Origin of the sequence: Rhodococcus sp. NCIMB 12038 (assembly GCF_002165735.1) — a bacterium.
In the GTDB taxonomy this organism is placed as follows: domain Bacteria; phylum Actinomycetota; class Actinomycetes; order Mycobacteriales; family Mycobacteriaceae; genus Rhodococcus_F.
In genome coordinates this window covers 30,505-49,344 of sequence record NZ_NHML01000007.1, presented here as the reverse complement: position 1 = coordinate 49,344, position 18,840 = coordinate 30,505, and the positions used below count along the sequence as shown (strand labels likewise).

Here is an 18,840-nt window from a genome sequence, read left to right as displayed (position 1 = left end):
GCCTCACATCCGGAAGACGCCGAAGTTCTCGGCGCCTTCGATCGGGGCGTTGGCAATGGCCGACAGGCACATTCCCACCACGGTGCGGGTGTCGCGCGGGTCGATGACGCCGTCGTCGTAGAGGCGACCGGACAGGAACATCGGCACCGATTCGGCCTCGATCTGGTTTTCGATCATCGCGCGCATCCCGGCGTCGGCTTCTTCGTCGAACGCCTGCCCCCGCGCCTCGGCGGAGGCCCGGCTGACAATGGAGATGACCCCGGCCAGTTGCGCGCCGCCCATGACGGCGGATTTGGAACTCGGCCAGGCGAACAGGAATCGGGGGTCGAACGCGCGTCCGCACATGCCGTAGTGGCCGGCGCCGTACGACGCGCCGAGCAGGATCGAGATGTGCGGGACGGTGGAGTTGGAGACGGCGTTGATCATCATCGACCCGTGCTTGATCATCCCGCCTTCCTCGTACTCCTTGCCGACCATGTAGCCGGTCGTGTTGTGCAGGAACAGCAGTGGGGTGTTCGAACGGTTGGCCAGCTGGATGAACTGGGTGGCCTTCTGCGATTCCTCGCTGAACAGCACGCCGCGCGCATTGGCGAGGATGCCCACCGGGTATCCGTGCAGTTCGGCCCAGCCGGTGACGAGGGACGATCCGTACATCGGCTTGAACTCGTCGAAGTCGGAGCCGTCGACGATGCGGGCGATGACCTCGCGGGGGTCGAACGGGATCTTGAGGTCGGCGGGGACGATGCCCAACAGTTCCTCGGGATCCTCGAGCGGTTCGATGACCTCCACGCGGGGCGCCGGACCCTGCTTCTTCCAGTTCAGGCGTTTGACGATGCTGCGCCCGATCCGGATGGCGTCCTGCTCGTCGACGGCGAAGTAGTCGGCGAGACCGGACTTGCGGGCGTGCATCTCGGCGCCGCCCAGGGTTTCGTCGTCGGATTCCTCCCCGGTGGCCATCTTGACCAGCGGCGGCCCGGCGAGGAACACCTTGGACCGTTCCTTGATCATGACGACGTGATCGGACATGCCGGGGATGTAGGCGCCGCCGGCCGTGGAATTGCCGAAAACGAGGGCGATGGTCGGGATGCCCGCCGCGGACAGTTGGGTGAGGTCGCGGAACATGCGGCCGCCGGGAATGAAGACTTCCTTCTGTGTGGGAAGGTCGGCGCCGCCGGATTCCACGAGGGAGATGACGGGGAGCCGGTTCTGCCGGGCGATGTCGTTGGCGCGGAACCCTTTCCGCAGCGTCCACGGGTTGCTGGTGCCGCCGCGGACCGTCGGGTCGTTGGCGACGATCAGGCATTCGACGCCTTCCACGACGCCGATGCCCACCACGGTGCTGGCGCCGACCGGGAAGTCGCTGCCCCACGCCGCGAGCGGGCACAGTTCGAGGAACGGCGAGTCCGGGTCGAGGAGCAGTTCGATGCGCTCCCTGGCGAGGAGTTTGCCGCGCTTCTTGTGCCGCTCGGTGTACTTCTCGCCGCCGCCCGCGAGCGCCTTGGCGTGCTCGGTCTCGATCTCGGCGAGCTTCTCCGTCATGGTCCGGGCCGCCGCGGCGTACTCCTCCGAACCGGTGTCCAGGGCGGATTTCAACGTGGTCATGACTGATACCCCAATCGCTTGGCCGCGAGCCCCGTCAGGATCTCGGTGGTGCCGCCGCCGATCCCGAGGATGCGCATGTCGCGGTACTGCCGTTCCACTTCGCTCTCGCGCATGTAGCCGAGTCCGCCGAACAGCTGGACGGCCTGGTTGGCCACCCATTCGCCCGCCTCGACGGCGGTGTTCTTCGCGAAACAGACCTCGGCGATGAAGTCCTCGTTCGACACGAGCGACCGCTCCACCAGCGCCCTCGTGTAGACGCGGGCCACGTCCGTTCTGCGGGCCATCTCGGTGACCGTGTTCTGCACCGACTGCCTGCTGATCAGCGGGCGGCCGAACGTCTCCCGGTCGCGCACCCACGCCAGCGTGAGGTCGAGGCACCGCTGCGCGCTCGCATAGGCCTGCGCGGCGAGGGCGATGCGCTCGGTGAGGAAGGCCTGCGCGATCTGCGCGAACCCGCTGTTCTCCACGCCGACCAGGTTGGCCGCGGGCACCCGTGCGTCGGCGAACGACAGTTCGGCCGTGTCCGACGCGCGCCAGCCCATCTTGTCGAGTTTGCGTGCCACCTCGAATCCGGGTGTGCCCTTTTCGATCACGAGCAGGGAGACCCCGGCCGCGCCGGGGCCGCCGGTGCGCACGGCGGTGACCACGAAGTCGGCGCGGACGGCGGACGTGATGAACGTCTTGGACCCGTTGACGACGAAGTGGTCGCCGTCGCGGACCGCGGTGGTCCGCAGGTGCCCGACATCGGAACCGCCGCCGGGTTCGGTGATGGCGAGCGAGCCGATGAGTTCGCCGCGCAGGGTGGGCCGAACCCACTTCTCGATCTGCTCGGGATCGCCCGCGGCGGCGAGGTGCGGCAACGCGATTCCCGACGTGAACAGCGACGCGAACACGCCACCCGACGCACCCGCCTGGTGGAATTCCTCGCAGATCAGGACCGCGTCGACGAGGTCGCCGCCCTCGCCGCCGACGGATTCGGGGAAGCCCGCGCCGAGCAGTCCCAGTTCGGCGGCCTCACGGTGGAGAGTGCGGGGCAGTTCGCCGTCGCGTTCCCACTCGTCCAGGTTGGGCAATATCTGCCGTTCGACGAAGCTGCGCACCGTCTTGCGCAGCTCCTGCCGCTCCGGTGTGTCCCACACGCTCACAACGTTGTCCCTTCGGGGAGGAGTGCTTTCGGTATGTCGAGGTGCCGGGATCTGAGCCATTCGCCGAGTCCCTTGGCCTGCGGGTCGAACCGGGCCTGGGACGCGACGCCCTGCCCGAGGATTCCCTCGATCACGAAGTTGACGGCGCGCAGTTGCGGCAGCACGTACCTCGTGACGGTGAGATCGGCGGCCTCGGGGAGCAGGCGCTTCACTTCGTCGACGGTCAGCGCATGGACCAGCCATCGCCACTGCTCGTCGGTGCGCACCCACACGCCGACGTTCGCGTTACCGCCCTTGTCGCCGCTGCGCGCCCCGGCGATGCTGCCGAGCGCGACCCGGACCGTGGGTTCCGCCGCCCGCGGCTCCGGGAGCGCGGGCTCGTCCAGATCCGCGAGTTCCCGGACGTCGGTGGCGGGTTCGATGTCGACGCGGGTGCCGTCGGGTAGCACCGCGACGTGCGGCACCTCCTTGGCGTACACGTAGCCGGGGGTGAACACGCCGTAGGGCTGCCCCTGCCCGGGTGGCGCCGTCAGCGTGAATCCGGGATAGCTGGCGAGCGCCATTTCGACTGCGACCGAGGAGAATCCGCGACCGACCGCGTTCGCGTCGGGGTCCCGGACCACGCAGCGCAGCAGCGCGCTGGCCCCCTCCTCGGTGTCGGCGTCCGGGTGATCGGTGCGGGCGAGCGACCAGTCGAGCTCGGCGGGCCGGGTGGGCAGCCAGCCTTCGAGTTGCCGCTTCACCAGTGCCGCCTTGGCCTCGATGTCGAGACCGGTGAGCACGAACACGGCCTCGTTGCGGAAACCGGCGAGAGTGTTCAGCGACACCTTGAGCTGGGGCGGCGGCGCCTCCCCGGTGACGCCGCTGATCCGCACCCGGTCCGGGCCGTCCTGCGACAACGCTGCGGTGTCGATCCGCGCGGTCACGTCGGGTCCGGCGTACCGGCCGCCGGTGATCTCGTACAGCAACTGCGCTGTGACGGTGCCGACGGTCACGGCGCCGCCCGTGCCGGGATGCTTGGTGATGACGGACGATCCGTCCGAGTCGATCTCGGCGATCGGGAACCCGGGACGGTCGAGGTCGTCGATCTCGGTGAAGAACGCGTAGTTGCCGCCCGTCGCCTGGGTGCCGCACTCGATGACGTGTCCCGCGACCACGGCGCCGGCGAGCTGATCGACATCGTCTCGCTGCCAGCCGAAGTGCGCGGCCGCCGGGCCCACGATCACGGACGCGTCGGTGACGCGTCCGGTGACGACCACGTCGGCGCCTGCGTCCAGGCAGCGGACGATGCCCCACGCGCCGAGGTAGGCGTTGGCGGTGAGCGGGCTGCCCAGCCCCAGTTCGGCTGCCCTGCCGATCAGGTCGTCGCCTTCGACGTGGGCGATCTTCGCCTGCAGCCCCAGCTTGTCGTTCACCTCCCGCAACGCGTCCGCGAGACCGGCCGGGTTGAGCCCGCCCGCGTTCGCGACGATGCGCACACCACGGTCCAGGGCGAGCCCGAGGCAGTCCTCCGCCTGACGGAGGAATGTCTTGGCGTAACCGCGGTTCGGGTCCTTCATGCGATCGCGGCCGAGGATCAGCATGGTCAGTTCGGCGAGGTAGTCGCCGGTCAGGTAGTCGAGTTCGCCGCCCTCGAGCATCTCGCGCATCGCCGACAGGCGGTCGCCGTAGAAGCCGGAGCAGTTGCCGATCCGCACGGTCATCGGGTTCCCGCCTCGCGGCCGCCGCCCGCCGGGCCCGCGAAGGCCTGCGCGATGTTCAGCCACGCGTCGGCGTCCGCGCCGGTGGCTTCGAGGGCGAGGTCGGCACGGTTCGCGCGCTGGGTGACGAGGAGGCAGAAGTCTTCCGCGGGTCCGGTGACCTTCTGCGCGGCGTCCTCGGGACCCCACGTCCAGACGGACACTCCGTCGGGGGCGGTGAGTTCGACGCGGAATTCCTCGGCGGGCGGGGCGAGTTCGTTGACGGCGTAGGCGAAGTCGCGGGTGCGTACGCCGAGGTGGGCGATGCTCTTCAACCGTTCGGTGGGTTTGCGGGGCACTCCGAGTGCGTCGGCGACGTCCTGGCCGTGCGCCCAGGTTTCCATCAGCCGGGCGGTGGCCATCGACGCCGCCTTCATCGGCGGGCCGTACCAGAGGATCTTCTGCCCGGGCGGCACCGCCAGGAGTGCCTCCGCGAGCCGAGTCCGCGCCGACCGCCACGCCGCCAGGAGTTCCGCGGGCGAACGCCGGGCGTGTTCGGCGGCGCCGGCATCGACGAATCCACCGGGGTTCGCGGCGGCGACGGTCAGTTGTGCGGTGAAGCCGTCGGGGTCGGTGATCGCGAGGAGGGCGGCCTCGTCGGTCCACAGCAGATGCCCGATCTGGTGGGCGATGGTCCAGCCCTCGGCCGGTGTCGGATCGGCCCAGCGGGTGTCGGGGAGGTCGGCGACGAGTGCGTCCAGGGAGTCGCTCTCGGCGCACAGATCATCGATGAACCTCTGCAGTTCAGCCATGCGACCAGCATCACACCGACCCGATAAAAAAGCAAGCACGATTGATTGTTATTCGGCTGCGGTTCGCTCGGCGAGCTGACATCCTGGTCACGTGATCCGACAGATGCTCACCCAGGCCGCGCTCAACCCACTCCCCACCCCGCGCACCCTGGCAGCCCGACTGGTCCCGGGAACCGGCCACACCGTCGCCGGGAAGCGGATCCTCGTCACCGGCGGTTCCTCGGGGGTCGGCGAGGCCGCGGCCCGCAGGCTCGCGACCCTCGGCGCGGAGGTCGTCCTCGTCGCCCGCGGCTCCGACGCCCTGGAGTCCGTGCGCGACGACATCCTGCGATCGGGTTGCGACGCCCACGCCGTCCCGTGCGACCTCACGGACCCGGAGTCCGTCGACGCCCTCGTCGCACGGGTACTCGGGGAGATCGGACCGGTCGACGTTCTGGTCAACAACGCGGGACGGTCGATCCGGCGGACCGTGGAGGACTCGCTGGACCGATTCCACGACTTCGAACGCACCATGGCCGTCAACTACTTCGGCTCGACGCGGCTGACCCTGAAGTTGCTCCCGTCGATGCTCGAGCGCGGCGAGGGGCACGTCATCAACGTCGCGACGTGGGGTGTGCCGGCCGGGGTCATGCCCAAGTTCTCCGCCTACCACGCGTCCAAGGCGGCCGTCGGCGCGTTCGGCCGGAGCCTCGGCGCCGAACTGCGCGACCGCGGGATCTCGGTGACCACCCTCGACTTCCCGTTGGTCCGGACGCCGATGATCGTGCCCACCACGGACTACGACGCGATGGCGGCACTGACTCCCGAGCAGGCCGCGGAATGGTTCGTCACCGCTGTGCGCACCCGGCCGATCGAACTGGTCCCCGGTTACGCCGAACTGTTCCGGCTGCTCGGCACGTTCGCGCCGTCCGCCACCGACGCACTGGTGCGGCGCACCGGCATCTGAGCGCAATGACAGACTGGGACGGTCTCGAATCCGCGCTCACACCCGAGGGAGTCGTCCATGACCGACGCCGTGCTCACCACCCGCGAAGGCGACATCGTCACCTGGACGCTCAACCGCCCGGAGGCCCGCAATCCCATCTCCGAGCCGGACGTGATCGAGGCGCTCGAGAATGCGGTGGCCGACGTCAACGGTGATCCCAGTGTGCGCGCCGCGATCGTCACCGGTGCCGGCTCGGCGTTCTCCTCCGGCGGCAACGTCAAGCACATGCGCGACCGCGCGGGAATGTTCGGCGGCTCCCCCGCCGACCTGCGTCAGGGCTACCGGCACGGCATCCAGCGGATCCCGCTGGCTCTCTACCACTGCGAGGTGCCGACCATCGCCGCCGTCAACGGGTCCGCGATCGGCGCCGGCTGCGACCTGACGCTGATGTGCGACATGCGGATAGCCTCGACGGCCGCCGTGTTCGCCGAGAGCTTCGTCAAGGTCGGACTGGTTCCCGGCGACGGCGGCGCCTGGTTCCTGCCGCAGGCCGTCGGGATGGCGCGGGCCAGTGAGATGGCCTTCACCGGCGACGCGATCGACGCGGCGAAAGCCCTCGAATGGGGACTCGTCTCGCAGGTCGTCGAACCCGGGGAACTCCTCGACGCGGCGCGGGCGCTCGCCGACCGGGTGGCGGTCAACCCGCCGCAGGTGCTGCGGATGACCAAGAAACTGCTGCGCGAGGGCCGTCACCAGAGTCTCGAGAGCCTCCTCGAACTGTCGGCGGCCATGCAGTCGCTCGCCCACCACACCGCGGACCATCACGAGGCCGTCGGCGCGATGCTCGACCGCCGCACTCCGAACTTCACCGGCCGGTGACCCCGGGCAGCGCACACCCGTGACAGCCGAGCCGCGCAGTCAACTCCTGCCCGTCGTCTCGGTCCTCGGGTCGGTGCTGTCCGTCCAGTTCGGTGCCGCGTTCGCGAGCACCCTGTTCGACGCGGTGGGCGCAGGCGGCGCCGTGTCCCTGCGCCTGACGATCGCGGCGATCATCCTCGGGGTGATCGTGCGACCACGGTGGCGACGGTGGACACCCTCGCAGCGGCAGGGCGTTCTCGCACTCGGACTGGCACTCGCCGTGATGAACTCGGCGTTCTACGAGGCCCTCGCGCGGCTCCCGCTCGGCACCGCGGTCACCATCGAATTCCTGGGTCCGCTCACCCTCGCCGCCGTGCTGTCGCGGCGACTGCAGGACGGCGTGTGGGTGCTCGCGGCGCTGATCGGCGTGGTTCTGCTCGGTCTGCGCGAGAACTCGGGCGCCGAGTCTCTCGACCTCGTGGGGGTGGGGTTCGCACTCGTCGCCGGTACGGCCTGGGCCGGCTACATCGTCGCCGGCTCCCACCTCGCCGCGAGGGTACCCAGCGCGGACGGCCTGGCCGGGGCGAGCATCGTCGCAGCGGTGCTGACGATTCCGCTCGGCGCGGTATCGGGCGGCACCGCACTGTTCGACCCCCGGATCCTGGCCGTCGGCGCGGCGGTGGCCCTGCTGTCCTCGGTGATTCCCTACTCGCTCGAACTGCGGGCGCTGCAGGTGATGAGCAAGAAGGTGTTCGCCGTTCTCATCGCGCTGGAACCCGCGGCCGCGACCCTCGCCGGGGTGATCGTGCTCGGGCAGGTCCTCGGACTGCAGTCGCTCGCCGCGATCGCGCTCGTCGTCGCGGCGGGCGTCGGATCCGTGCTGAGCAACCGGTAGCGGCACGGACGACGGGCCCGGCTGGCAGGATCGACCCGTGAGCACCGCGAACCTGACCCGAGTCGAAACCGCCGAACGTTCCCGCGCGATCGAGGTTCTCGGCTATCGAGTGGAACTGGACATCCTCGGCGCCGTCGATCCGGAGGTCGCGACGTTCGCGACCACGACCACGGTCGAGTTCACCGCGAGCAGGTCCACGACCTGGCTCGACTTCCTCGGGGCCGGCGTGGAGTCGGTGACCGTCAACGGCGCGAGCGTCCCCGTCGACTACGACGGCGCCCGCATCGCGTTGACCGGGCTGCGGGAGTCGAACGTCGTGACCGTCGCCGCCCGGGGCGAGTACAGCCGTTCCGGTGAGGGACTGCACCGGTTCCTCGACCCCGCCGACGACCGGACGTACCTCTACACACAGTACGAACCGGCGGACGCGCGGCGGGTGTTCCCGTGCTTCGAGCAGCCGGACCTGAAGGCGCCGTTCACGTTCGTCGTCACCGCGCCGCAGGAGTGGGAGGTGATCTCCAACCAGCAGGTCGCCGAGCGGGATGACACCGCTGGCGGGCAGGTCGTCACGTTCGCGCCGACCCTGCCGATCTCCACGTACATCACCGCGGTCGTGGCCGGGCCGTACCACCGGGTGGACTCGGAGTGGAGCGGCGGCGACCTCACGATCCCGCTGGGCGTCCTCTGCCGGGCGTCGCTCGCGCAGTATCTCGACGCCGACACGATCTTCGAGATCACCCGGCAGGGGCTGGGGTTCTTCGCCGAGGGCTTCGACTACCCGTATCCGTTCGGCAAGTACGACCAGGTGTTCGTCCCCGAGTACAACCTCGGGGCCATGGAGAACCCGGGCTGCGTGACGTTCACCGAGGCGTACGTGTTCCGCGGGGCCGCCACCGATTCCCAGTACGAGGGCCGGGCGAACACGATCCTGCACGAGATGGCCCACATGTGGTTCGGCGACCTCGTCACGATGGTGTGGTGGGACGACCTGTGGCTCAAGGAATCGTTCGCCGACTACATGGGCGCACTGGCGAACGCGGAGGCCACCCGGTGGACCGACGCGTGGGTGGCGTTCGCCAACCGCCGCAAGGCGTGGGCGTACCTGCAGGACCAGTTGCCGACGACGCATCCGATCGTCGCGGACATCGTCGACCTCGAGGCCGCGAAACTGAACTTCGACGGCATCACGTACGCGAAGGGCGCCAGCGTCCTCAAGCAACTCGTCGCGTACGCCGGGCGGGACGCGTTCTTCGAGGGAGCACGCCGCTACTTCCGTGCCCACGCGTTCGGGAACACCACCCTCACGGATCTGCTGACGGAACTGTCGGCGACGTCGGGCCGGGATCTGACGAGCTGGGCGCGCGCCTGGTTGCAGACCACCGGGGTGTCCGCGCTGAGCCTGGAACGGGACGCCGACGGCGGAGCCACGATCGTGCAGACCGATCCGCGCCCACATCGGCTCGGCGTGGGCCGCTACGACTTCGACGCGGCCGGCGATCTGGTGTGCGTGCAGCGGGTCGAGGTCGACCTCGCGGACGTCCGCACCCCGATCGACGTCGACGACGCACCGCTGGTGGTGCTCAACGACGCCGACCTGACGTACGCCAAGGTGCGGCTGGACGAAAGATCACTGAGCACCGTCGAGCAGTCCCTCGACCGGGTGCGGGACCCGCTGACGCGCGGCCTGATCTGGTCGTCGCTGTGGAACACGACCCGCGACAGTGAACTCGGCGCGCAGCGGTACCTGTCGATGGCCCAGCGGTTCTCCCCGGCGGAATCGCACCTGACCCTGCTCACCTCCGTGCTGGCCAACGCCCCGTACGCGATCGAGCACTACCTGCCCGAGGCCGCGCGCGGCGCCGCTCGCCGCGGGTGGCTCGACCACACGTGGCGTGCGTTGTGGGACGCCCCGCCTGCGTCGGGGAGCCAACTCGCCTGGGCACGCGCGGTCGCGGCCGCCGCCGAGGTGGACGACAGTCGCGCGGACGACATCCGGTCGCTGCTCGACACCGACGGGAAGGCGCCGGCCGGGTTGTCGCTCGACCCGGACCTGCGGTGGGCGTTCCGGGGTGCGCTCGCCACCACCGGGCACGCCGACATGGCGGACCTCGACGGTGAACTGCGCCGCGACGACACCGGTTCCGGCCGCACCGCGTACCTGCGGGCGACGTACTCGCGACCGGACCCGGACGTGAAGGCGAAGGCCTGGGACGCGATCTTCCACGACCGCACCCTGTCCAACGACCACCTCGGCGCGATCATCGCCGGGTTCCGCGCAGGCGCCCGGCACGACCTCGTCGCGGGATACGCCGCCGACTACTTCGCGTCGATCCGCTCGGTGTGGGAGACGCGCAGCATCGAGATCGCGCGGCGGATCGTGGTCGGGCTGTTCCCCGCCGACACGAGCCTCGACGCGGCCGACGGATGGCGGGACGCCAACGCCGATGCGCCCGCCGCGCTGCACCGGTTGGTGCTCGAGCAGCGGGACCATCTCGCGCGGGACCTGCGGGCGCAGGCGTTCAACAGCCGGCCGGACGTCACGGGCTGACCGGCCCGGCCCCGACCGCGGTGCGGGCGGTCCACCGTTCCAGGGCGCCGCGCCACAGTCCCGACCTACTGTCGCCCGCCCACGCGATGTAGCCGTCGGGACGGACGAGCAGTGCCGGTCCGTCCGCGGTCCGGGTCACCGCGTGAATGCCGTCGGGAACGGGCGCCCCCGGCTCGGTGACCAGGACGAACCCGCCCGAGCGCAGCACCTCGTAGAGTCGGCCGGCGTCGGTGGGCAGGTCTTCGGCGCGCCGGCCCACCAGGGCGCTCTCGCCGGCGTCATGGTCGTAGCCGATTCCGATGCCCGAGAACATCCGCGCCACCGTGTCGCCGATCGGCGGGAATCCGAGAAGCGCTGCCACCGCGCCGTTCCGGAGCTTCCGCAGAATCCATGGCCGCACGGTCATCATGCGCATCGTGGCACCGCTCGACCGCAGCACCAGCCGCCCCACCGGGTGCCGCTCGGAGTGGTAGGTGTCGAGCACGGTGTCGTCCGCGCCGCCCAGGACGGCCGCGAGTTTCCAGCCGAGATTCATCGCGTCCTGAATGCCGGTGTTCATTCCCTGGCCGCCCGCCGGTGAATGCACGTGGGCGGCATCGCCTGCGAGGAACACCCGGCCCGTCCGGTACAGCGGGACCTGTCGTTCGTCGCTGTGGAATCGCGACTGCCACCGCACGGCGCCGAGTCCGTAGTCCGTGCCCATCGCGATCCGGATGGTGCTGCGCAGTTCCTCCCGGTCCACGGGGGCGCTGTCGTCCACCTGATGCCTGCGGTTCCAGGCGATCACGCGAAACAGGTTGTCGCCGTACGGTGCGATGAAGGCGAATCCGTCGCGGACGGCATTGACGGTCACGAGGTTGTCCGGTGGGTTCTCGAGTTCGACGTCGGCGAGCATGATCGACCGCAGCACGGCCTTGCCTGGGAACGGCTGCCCGATCAACGTCCGCACGACGCTGTGCGCGCCGTCCGCACCGACCGCATATGCCGCGTGGAACGTGCCGTCGCGTCCCGATCCGTCGTGGCCGTGCACGCGGACGCCGTCCCCGTCCTGCTCCACCCCGGTGACCGTGAATCCCCGGACGAAGTCGGCGCCGCGCTCCCGGGCGTGCGCCTCGAGGAGGGCGTCGACGTTCTGCTGCGGCGTGACGAGGACGTACGGAAAGCGGGAGCGCAGGCGCCCGAGGTTCAGCGCCGCGCCGCGCCACAGCTTCAGACCGGGCGAGGGGGCGCCGGTGGCCACGAGACGGTCGGCGAGTCCGCGGGAGTCGAGCAGTTCGAGGGTGCGGGCGTGGACGCCGAATGCGCGGCTGAGGGTCGACTGCGCGGCGCGTTTGTCGAGCACCGTCACGGATCGGCCAGCCGTCGCCAACTCGGCCGCGAGCATGCATCCGGTGGGTCCCGCGCCGATCACCACCACGTCGATGTGCTTCATGACGCCCGCCTCCGCTCGAGGGATTCCCATCAAGTCAACAACTGTTGACTTCGACGGTAGACGCATCCCTGCGCCAGGTCAACAGTTGTTGACTACACTTCGGGAATGCCCGAACGCCGCGCCCGCTCCGCCGTCGCCACCCGCGCCGCGATCCTCGACGCGGCCCGCGCCCGATTCGGCACGAACGGCTACGAACGCACGACGATGCGCGCCGTCGCGTCGGACGTCGGCGTCGACCCCGCACTCGTGGTCCGGTACTTCACCAACAAGGAATCACTGTTCGCCGAGGCCGCCGAATTCGACCTGCACCTCCCCGATCTCCACGACGTTCCGGTGCAGGAACTCGCGACCGTGCTGATGCCGCGCTTCTTCGCGGTGTGGGAGAACGACGGCGCGTTCCTCCCCCTGCTCCGCGCGGCGGCCAGCAGCCCGCGGGCCGCCGAGGCGATGTTGCAGGTCTTCGCCCGCCAGGTGGCGCCCGCGCTCGCAGCCGTCGCGGCCGATCACGCCGACGAGCGCGCGGCCCTCGTCGGGTCGCAGGTCCTCGGACTCGCCTTCTCCCGCTACGTACTTCGGGTGCCGCCTCTCGCGGACATGACGCACGAACAGCTGATGCGGTGGGTGGGGCCCGTGCTCGAGTACTACCTCACCACGGAACCGCAGTAGCCCCTACCGGTGATGCCTGCCGCCGTTCAGCATCCAGCGGGCGTCGAGTTCACTCGTGCTGCGGCGGTGCCGCCGGATGGTGAACGACGTGATCGGCAACCGCTCGACCACGCTCGCGTCGGCCCGCGGATCGCCCGCAATCCCCTGTTCGAGAACCGAATACGCGGTGTGGTTGACCGAATGGACGGCCAGGCGGAGGGCGTCGAGCGCCGTCGGCCTCGGCCCGAACGCGGCGAGCGTGTGACCGCCGTCCACCGCGGTCTCCACCACCGCGTAGAAATTCCAGTCTGCGCCCGAATCGCCAGTCATGTTGCGCCTCGCTCGATGTGCTTCTGTGAGCTGTGCCATGACCGTATCGCGGGGGTACGACACGTTTTCCGGCGGCGCGCCGGTCAGGCCACGGACCGGCGGCCGATCCCGAAAAGCTTCTGGGGTGCGTCGATTCCCTCGAGCCGGTGACTGCCCGCCGGTTCGCCCCAGAACTCGTCGCTGTCCAGTTCGTCGTAGAACTCCCCCGTCACGACGACCTCCTGGGACGGCGCCACCGTGACGACGCGACCGGCCATGGCGACGGGCCTGCCGAACCAGTCGCCTGCACTCGGTACCGCCGTGCCCCAGGCGATCCCGGCCCGCAACTGCGGAAGCCCCTCGGCGCGCGCGGCCTGCACGAGGTCGAGCGCGACGTGGGCCAGCGCGTTGGGATCGGGCGAGACCATCATGACGGCGTCCCCGATCGTCTTCACCAGACGCACCGGGGGCGACACCAGATCGGTGGCCACCCGGTCGAGGCGCTCGGCCACCCGGCCCAGATCGGCGGGCTCAGCCTGCTCCCCGAGCAGCGTGAATCCGGCGAGGTCCGCGAAACAGACCCCGACCTCCTGCGCTCCCCGCACCTGGAGGTTCGAGTCGCCCGCGATCCCCACCGCATCGGACCGCAGTTGATGGCGCAGAGCGGTGGCGATGAGATGAGCCAGGATCTGCGCCTCGAAATCCACGATGCGGCGCATCTCCACCGCATACCGCAGGGCCACCTCGGGGTGCTCGCGCGTCGCCTCGAGTCGCTCCTGCAGGAGAGAGTCCGCGGCGCCGGCGACCGTCCAGAGGTTGCGGCCGAGGACCCGGGCCGCCGCGAAGATGGCGCTCTCGTCGAGCCCCAGATCCCGGTACTGCTCGAGTCCGCGCGCCAGGTCGAGGTCGCCGTCGTCGTAGAACGTGCCGTCCGCTGACGCACCCCGGCCGATGGCCCGGAACCACCGGCGGGCGTCGTCGACGGTCACGCCCACCTTCCGGGCGATGTCGTCGATGCTGTACCGGCCTTTCGGCGACAGCGCGTGATCGAGCAGCAGGTGCGCGAGGCGATCGCCCCGCGCGGCGCCGCGAAGGTCGTCGATCGAGGCCCCGTCCTCGATGAGCGTGTTCAGCACCCCCATGCGCGCGGAGCGGTCCGGCCCGCTGAGCCCATCGAGGAGGCCGGCGCGCTCGAACTCGTGGAGCAGCGACGGCGGCGGACCGGGACGTCGCAGCGGGCGGGTCGGTGGGGACACCAGACGTCCCGTCCGGGGCGTGATCCGTCGGGGCTGTCGCGGAGTGCGCACGTCCTCATCGTCCCAGGAACGACGTCGCCCTTCGCCGGAATCCTCCGAACTCACTGTCCCCGCGACCCGGACCGAACTATATTCGGTATGTGCCGATTCAAAGTCTGTTGCTGGATGTGGCGGAGGGCCATTTCGCCCGCCGCGGCGTCCTCGGCACCCGGTTGGCGGACATCCGGCAGGAGGCCGGGGTCAGCGTGGGAGCCGTCTACCACCACTTCCCGAACAAGGAAGAGCTGTACCTGCAGGTCTGGTTGCGCGCGCTCGCCGACTACCAGGGCGGATTCCGGGCCGCACTCGCGGAATGCGCCGATGCCCGGTCCGGGGTGGAAGGTGCCGTCGTCCGCCACCTGCACTGGGTCTCCGGCAACCCACAGCGGGCCACCATCCTCGCCGCGCCCCGCCCCCCGGGCCTCGACGAGCGGGCCGACACCACCAATGCGGCGTTCTTCCGCGACGTCACCCACTGGTGGCGGGTCCACGAACACTACGGAACGGTCCGCCGGTTCGACTTCGACGTGCTCTATGCGTTGTGGCTCGGCCCGGCTCAGGAGTACTCGCGCCAATGGCTCGCGGGCGCCATGACCACCGATCCCACCGCGGTCGCGCCCGAACTGGCACGCGCCGCGTGGGACTCGCTACGGAATCAGGAGTAGAGGGATGACAGTCGACGTCGCACTCACCGCCGACACCGCGCAGGCCGTGCTGGAGGCCCAGCCGTTCAGCGTGCTCGTCGGCGCACGGATGACGCAGTTCGGCGAGGGCGGCACCACCCTCGAGATCCCCGTCCGGGACGAACTGCGGCAACAGAACGGCTTCGTGCACGGCGGTGTCCTGTCGTACGCCGCCGACAACGCCCTGACGTTCGCCGCGGGCACGGTCCTCGGCGCGAACATCATGACCGCGGGCTTCACGATCACCTACCTCCGGCCCGCCCAGGGCGTGCTGCTCCGGGCGGACGCCCGCACCGACGCATCCACTCGCCGCCAGGCGCTGTGCCGGTGCGACATCTACGCGGTGCAGGAGGACGGCTCGGAGGTACTGTGCGCCGCCGCCCAGGGCACGGCAACCGTCAAGCAGCCGCGGTAGCCGCGGCCGCACGGGATGAAACGATGGCACCATGGCTGACTCCGTCGATCGCGCATCCGTGGACAGGGCGCGTGAGCGCATCACCGGCCTGATCCGCAGAACACCGACGTTCCGCACCACCGTGCCCACCGTCCACGGCGCCGTGCCGGTGATCTTCAAACTCGAATTCCTGCAGTACGGCGGCTCGTTCAAGGTGCGCGGCAGTCTCAACGCGCTGCTGCATGCCGAGGAGGACGGACGCCTCGACGACGCAGGCGTCGTCATCGCGTCCGGCGGGAACGCCGCCATCGGCGCGGCCTGGGCGTCGCGGCTCCGGGGTGTGAAGTGCACCGTCGTCGTCCCGGTCACGGCACCCGACGTCAAGATCGACAAGCTGATCGCACTGGGCGCGGACGTGCGCAAGGTCGGCGACCGGTACGCCGAGGCGGCCGAGTACGCGAAGGAACTCGCGTCGTCCGCGAATGCCCTTGCCCTGCACGCCTACGATCTCCCCGACATCGTCGCCGGGGCGGGCACCATCGCACTCGAGATCCAGGACGACGTCGCCGAGCCGCTGTCCTACGTGATCGCCGTCGGCGGCGGCGGACTGCTGTCCGGTGTCATCACCGGCAGCGGCGAGGACGACCTCATCTTCGGCGTGGAACCGAGCGGAGCGGCGACGCTGCACTCCGCGGTCGCCGCCCGGCAACCCGCGGACATCGACATCGACAGCATCGCCGGCGACTCCCTCGGCGCCACCCGGATCGGGTCCATCGCCTGGGAAACGGTCCGGTCGCGGCCCGTCTCCAGCCTGATCGTCGACGACGACGCCCTGATCGACGCGAGAACGCTGCTGTGGGAGGAGTTCCGGATCGTCGTCGAGCACGGCACCGCAGCGGCGCTCGCCGCGATCGTCACCGGACAGCTCCGCCCCACCGGCGACAAGCCGCTCTGTGTGGTGCTGTGCGGCGCCAACACGTCGCTGACCAGCTACTGATCCGGCCGGGGCCTCTCAGCCGCGCGGTTTCAGGCGGCTGTTCGGCAGTTCCGGGGCGGGCAGCGGATCGCCGTCGTAGCCCTCGACCGTGCCGAATCGGGGGTCGGCGGGCGCCGCGCCCCGGAGTTCGGACTGCCACTCGCGGCGGTAGCCGACGATGTCCTCGTGGCTGCGGCCGAGGAAGTTCCACCACATGATCACCTGCTCGCCGAGCGGCTCGCCGCCGAGCACCAGCAGCCGCGCCCGGGTTCCGCCCGTGTTGCGCAGCACCACCAGCGCCTCGCCGGGCGGCTGATAGCCGAGTTCCGCCCACTTCAGCGTGGTCCCGCGCAGCTGCACCTCGCCCTCGTCCACGAGCACCCCCACCTCGAAGCCGCGCTCGATGTCGAGGGTGATGTCGGCACCCGGCTCCAGCAGGATTTCCGCACCGAGCAGCGGCGTGAACGTGCGCACCGGCGACGTGGAGCCCACCGTGCTTCCGAGGAACACCCGCACGGTTGCCCCGCCCCGGACGACCGGGTCGGGCGCGTACGTCTCGAAGGCCGGCTCCGCATCTTGCGCCGACGCCGGCAACGCCACCCACAGTTGCGCGCCGTGCAGGATCCGCGTCTGCGGTGTCGAGACCTCGGAGTGCGCGATCCCCCGGCCCGCAGTCATCAGGTTGACCTCACCGGGACGCACCATCGCGTGCGAGCCGATGCTGTCGCGGTGTTCGATCTCGCCGGTGAACAGCCAGCTCACCGTCTGCAGTCCGGTGTGCGGGTGCGGCGGCACGTTCATCCCGCCCGTCTTAGCGACGTCGTCCGGACCGTAGTGGTCGGCGAAGCACCAGGCTCCGATCAGCGAACGGTCCCGCTGCGGGAGGGTGCGCCGGACCGGCATCGCGCGGGGGCCGCCGAGCGGGACCTCGCGCGCGCCGAGCACCTGGATGCCGCCGCCGTCGGGGTGCGACTCGCACCGCTCTTCCACCGTGTTCGTCTCCAGATTGCTCACTGCTCCATCGTGCCTTTCGTCAGTCCTGTGCGCCGCGCAGTTTCGCGCAGAGTTCGGTGAGCGTGTCGAGTTCGTCCTCGGACAGTGCCGGGCCGACGTGCCGCCGAATGCTCGCCGCATGCCTGCGTCCGACGGACTTCTGCACCCGCGCACCCTCCGCGGTCAGTGCGACGACGGTCCCGCGGCGGTCGCCGGGATCGCCCTCCCTGGTGACGTACCCGGAGCCGGCCAGCCGCTCGACGAGCCTGCTCAGCGACGGCTGACTGAGCAGGATCTCCCGATTGAGGTCGTGCAGGCGCAGTCGGCGTCCGGGCGCCCGGCCGAGCGTGAACAGCACGTCGTATTCGCGCATGCTCAGCTCGTCCCACACGTCGTCGGCGGCGAGGTTCCGCATCACCGCGACCTGTGCGCGGAACAGCGCCTCCCAAGCCTCGGCCGCCCGCTCGGTCCTACTGACGGGCGGCATCGACCGGCTCACGATCGGACTTCAACGACGCGTGCGTCGGCGGGTTGTCCGGCACCCCGGCAGGCCGCCGGGCGGCGAACTCCTTGCGCAGCACGGGCACGACCTCGCCGCCGAGCAGGTCCAGCTGCTCGAGCACCGTCTTCAGGGGAAGTCCCGCGTGGTCGACGAGGAACAACTGCCGCTGGTAGTCGCCGAAGAAGTCGGCGAACGTCAGGGTCTTCTCGATCACCTGCTCCGGGGTGCCGACGGTCAACGGGGTCTGGTCGGTGAAGTCCTCGAGGCTCGGCCCGTGGCCGTAGACCGGGGCGTTGTCGAAGTAGGGCCGGAACTCGTCGACGGCGTCCTTGGCGTTGCGGCGCATGAACACCTGCCCGCCCAATCCGACGATCGCCTGGTCCGCGCGGCCGTGGCCGTAGTGCTCGTACCGCTCGCGGTAGAGGTTGATCAGGGCGATGTAGTGCTCCTTGGGCCAGAAGATGTTGTTGGCGAAGAAGCCGTCGCCGTGAAATGCCGCGATCTCGGCGATCTCCGGGCTGCGGATCGACCCGTGCCAGACGAACGGCGGGATGCCGTCGAGCGGGCGCGGCGTGGACGTGAATCCCTGCAGCGGGGTGCGGAACTGCCCCTGCCAGTCCACGACGTCCTCGTCCCACAGCCGGCGCAGCAACCGGTAGTGCTCGAGCGCCAGCGGGATGCCCTGCCGGATGTCCTGGCCGAACCACGGGTAGACGGGCGCCGTGTTTCCGCGGCCCATCATCAGATCCACCCGGCCGTCCGCGAGGTGCTGCAGCATCGCGTAGTCCTCGGCGATCTTCACCGGGTCGTTGGTGGTGATCAGCGTCGTGGACGTGGACAGGATGATCTTCTCGGTCTGCGCGGCGAGGTAGCCCAGCATGGTGGTGGGTGACGACGGCACGAACGGCGGGTTGTGGTGCTCGCCGGTGGCGAACACGTCGAGCCCGACGTCCTCGGCGTGCTTGGCGATGGTCGTCATCGCCTTGATGCGTTCGTGCTCGGTGGGGGTGCGGCCGGTGGTGGGATCGGCCGTGACGTCGCCGACGGTGAAGATTCCGAACTGCATAGCTGTTCCTCTCGCGTCAGAACTCCATGCATTTGCATGAACCTATTGCAACATTCAACCACTTCTGCCTATTCCGGAAAC

At 70.0% G+C, this 18,840-nt stretch carries 18 protein-coding genes; 8 read left to right on the top strand and 10 right to left on the bottom strand.

Translation table 11 applies throughout. The annotated features are described in order from the left end of the window. Positions 1-3: 3 nt before the first annotated feature. The 4 genes from CA951_RS12115 to CA951_RS12100 are packed head-to-tail and all read right to left on the bottom strand — an operon-like array spanning position 4 to position 5,238. Positions 4-1,602 (bottom strand): acyl-CoA carboxylase subunit beta, encoded by a 1,599-nt coding sequence (locus CA951_RS12115; protein WP_087557079.1) that lies wholly within the window; start codon positions 1,600-1,602, stop codon positions 4-6. Next, positions 1,599-2,747 carry an acyl-CoA dehydrogenase family protein gene (locus tag CA951_RS12110; RefSeq protein WP_087557078.1) on the bottom strand — a complete coding sequence of 383 codons (1,149 nt, stop codon included), beginning with the start codon at positions 2,745-2,747 and terminating at the stop codon, positions 1,599-1,601. Before CA951_RS12110 ends, CA951_RS12115 begins: the two co-directional genes overlap by 4 nt. Continuing rightward, entirely contained in the window at positions 2,744-4,450 is a 1,707-nt protein-coding gene (locus tag CA951_RS12105) for an acyclic terpene utilization AtuA family protein (protein ID WP_087557077.1), read from the bottom strand. Before CA951_RS12105 ends, CA951_RS12110 begins: the two co-directional genes overlap by 4 nt. Then, a complete protein-coding gene (locus tag CA951_RS12100) occupies positions 4,447-5,238 on the bottom strand; it encodes a TIGR03084 family metal-binding protein (protein ID WP_087557076.1) in 792 nt (263 codons plus the stop codon). Before CA951_RS12100 ends, CA951_RS12105 begins: the two co-directional genes overlap by 4 nt. A gap of 91 nt (positions 5,239-5,329) precedes the next feature. Here CA951_RS12100 and CA951_RS12095 point away from each other — a divergent pair, with 91 nt between their 5' ends. From CA951_RS12095 to pepN, 4 genes are read left to right on the top strand one after another with little or no spacing between them, the layout of a single operon-like run. Beyond that, on the top strand, positions 5,330-6,184 hold the full coding sequence (locus CA951_RS12095; protein WP_256973516.1) for an SDR family oxidoreductase: 855 nt from the start codon (positions 5,330-5,332) through the stop codon (positions 6,182-6,184). A gap of 57 nt (positions 6,185-6,241) precedes the next feature. Next, a complete protein-coding gene (locus CA951_RS12090; RefSeq protein ID WP_087557074.1) occupies positions 6,242-7,042 on the top strand; it encodes a crotonase/enoyl-CoA hydratase family protein in 801 nt (266 codons plus the stop codon). A 19-nt stretch (positions 7,043-7,061) separates the two neighbouring features. Beyond that, a complete protein-coding gene (locus CA951_RS12085; protein WP_087557073.1) occupies positions 7,062-7,916 on the top strand; it encodes a DMT family transporter in 855 nt (284 codons plus the stop codon). A 37-nt stretch (positions 7,917-7,953) separates the two neighbouring features. Next, the gene (pepN, locus tag CA951_RS12080) at positions 7,954-10,464 is read left to right on the top strand and encodes an aminopeptidase N (RefSeq protein ID WP_087557072.1); all 2,511 of its coding nucleotides are present in this window, start codon (positions 7,954-7,956) and stop codon (positions 10,462-10,464) included. On the opposite strand, the gene CA951_RS12075 is transcribed toward pepN, so the two are convergent. After that, complete coding sequence (locus CA951_RS12075) at positions 10,454-11,896, bottom strand: FAD-dependent oxidoreductase (RefSeq protein WP_087557071.1); 1,443 nt, start codon at positions 11,894-11,896, stop codon at positions 10,454-10,456. The genes pepN and CA951_RS12075 overlap by 11 nt on opposite strands. Positions 11,897-12,001: 105 nt before the next feature. Between CA951_RS12075 and CA951_RS12070 the strand changes: the two genes are divergently transcribed. Beyond that, entirely contained in the window at positions 12,002-12,562 is a 561-nt protein-coding gene (locus CA951_RS12070; RefSeq protein WP_087557070.1) for a TetR/AcrR family transcriptional regulator, read from the top strand. 3 nt (positions 12,563-12,565) lie between these two features. Here CA951_RS12070 and CA951_RS12065 read toward each other — a convergent pair whose 3' ends face one another. After that, positions 12,566-12,871, bottom strand: coding sequence for a hypothetical protein (locus CA951_RS12065; RefSeq protein WP_087557069.1), 306 nt, complete (start codon positions 12,869-12,871; stop codon positions 12,566-12,568). Between the two features lie 83 nt (positions 12,872-12,954). After that, positions 12,955-14,157 (bottom strand): adenylate/guanylate cyclase domain-containing protein, encoded by a 1,203-nt coding sequence (locus CA951_RS12060; protein ID WP_087557068.1) that lies wholly within the window; start codon positions 14,155-14,157, stop codon positions 12,955-12,957. 89 nt (positions 14,158-14,246) lie between these two features. Between CA951_RS12060 and CA951_RS12055 the strand changes: the two genes are divergently transcribed. From CA951_RS12055 to CA951_RS12045, 3 genes are read left to right on the top strand one after another with little or no spacing between them, the layout of a single operon-like run. Further along, the gene (locus tag CA951_RS12055; protein WP_087557067.1) at positions 14,247-14,810 is read left to right on the top strand and encodes a TetR/AcrR family transcriptional regulator; all 564 of its coding nucleotides are present in this window, start codon (positions 14,247-14,249) and stop codon (positions 14,808-14,810) included. A gap of 4 nt (positions 14,811-14,814) precedes the next feature. Then, the gene (locus CA951_RS12050) at positions 14,815-15,243 is read left to right on the top strand and encodes a PaaI family thioesterase (protein WP_087557066.1); all 429 of its coding nucleotides are present in this window, start codon (positions 14,815-14,817) and stop codon (positions 15,241-15,243) included. A gap of 31 nt (positions 15,244-15,274) precedes the next feature. Continuing rightward, complete coding sequence (locus CA951_RS12045; RefSeq protein ID WP_087557065.1) at positions 15,275-16,219, top strand: serine/threonine dehydratase; 945 nt, start codon at positions 15,275-15,277, stop codon at positions 16,217-16,219. 15 nt (positions 16,220-16,234) lie between these two features. Here CA951_RS12045 and CA951_RS12040 read toward each other — a convergent pair whose 3' ends face one another. The 3 genes from CA951_RS12040 to CA951_RS12030 are packed head-to-tail and all read right to left on the bottom strand — an operon-like array spanning position 16,235 to position 18,759. Beyond that, positions 16,235-17,212 (bottom strand): pirin family protein, encoded by a 978-nt coding sequence (locus CA951_RS12040; RefSeq protein ID WP_087557064.1) that lies wholly within the window; start codon positions 17,210-17,212, stop codon positions 16,235-16,237. A gap of 19 nt (positions 17,213-17,231) precedes the next feature. Next, positions 17,232-17,678 (bottom strand): MarR family winged helix-turn-helix transcriptional regulator, encoded by a 447-nt coding sequence (locus CA951_RS12035; RefSeq protein ID WP_087557063.1) that lies wholly within the window; start codon positions 17,676-17,678, stop codon positions 17,232-17,234. Beyond that, on the bottom strand, positions 17,662-18,759 hold the full coding sequence (locus CA951_RS12030; RefSeq protein WP_087557062.1) for an LLM class flavin-dependent oxidoreductase: 1,098 nt from the start codon (positions 18,757-18,759) through the stop codon (positions 17,662-17,664). The genes CA951_RS12035 and CA951_RS12030 overlap by 17 nt, the downstream gene beginning before the upstream one ends. Between the last annotated feature and the right edge of the window lie 81 nt (positions 18,760-18,840).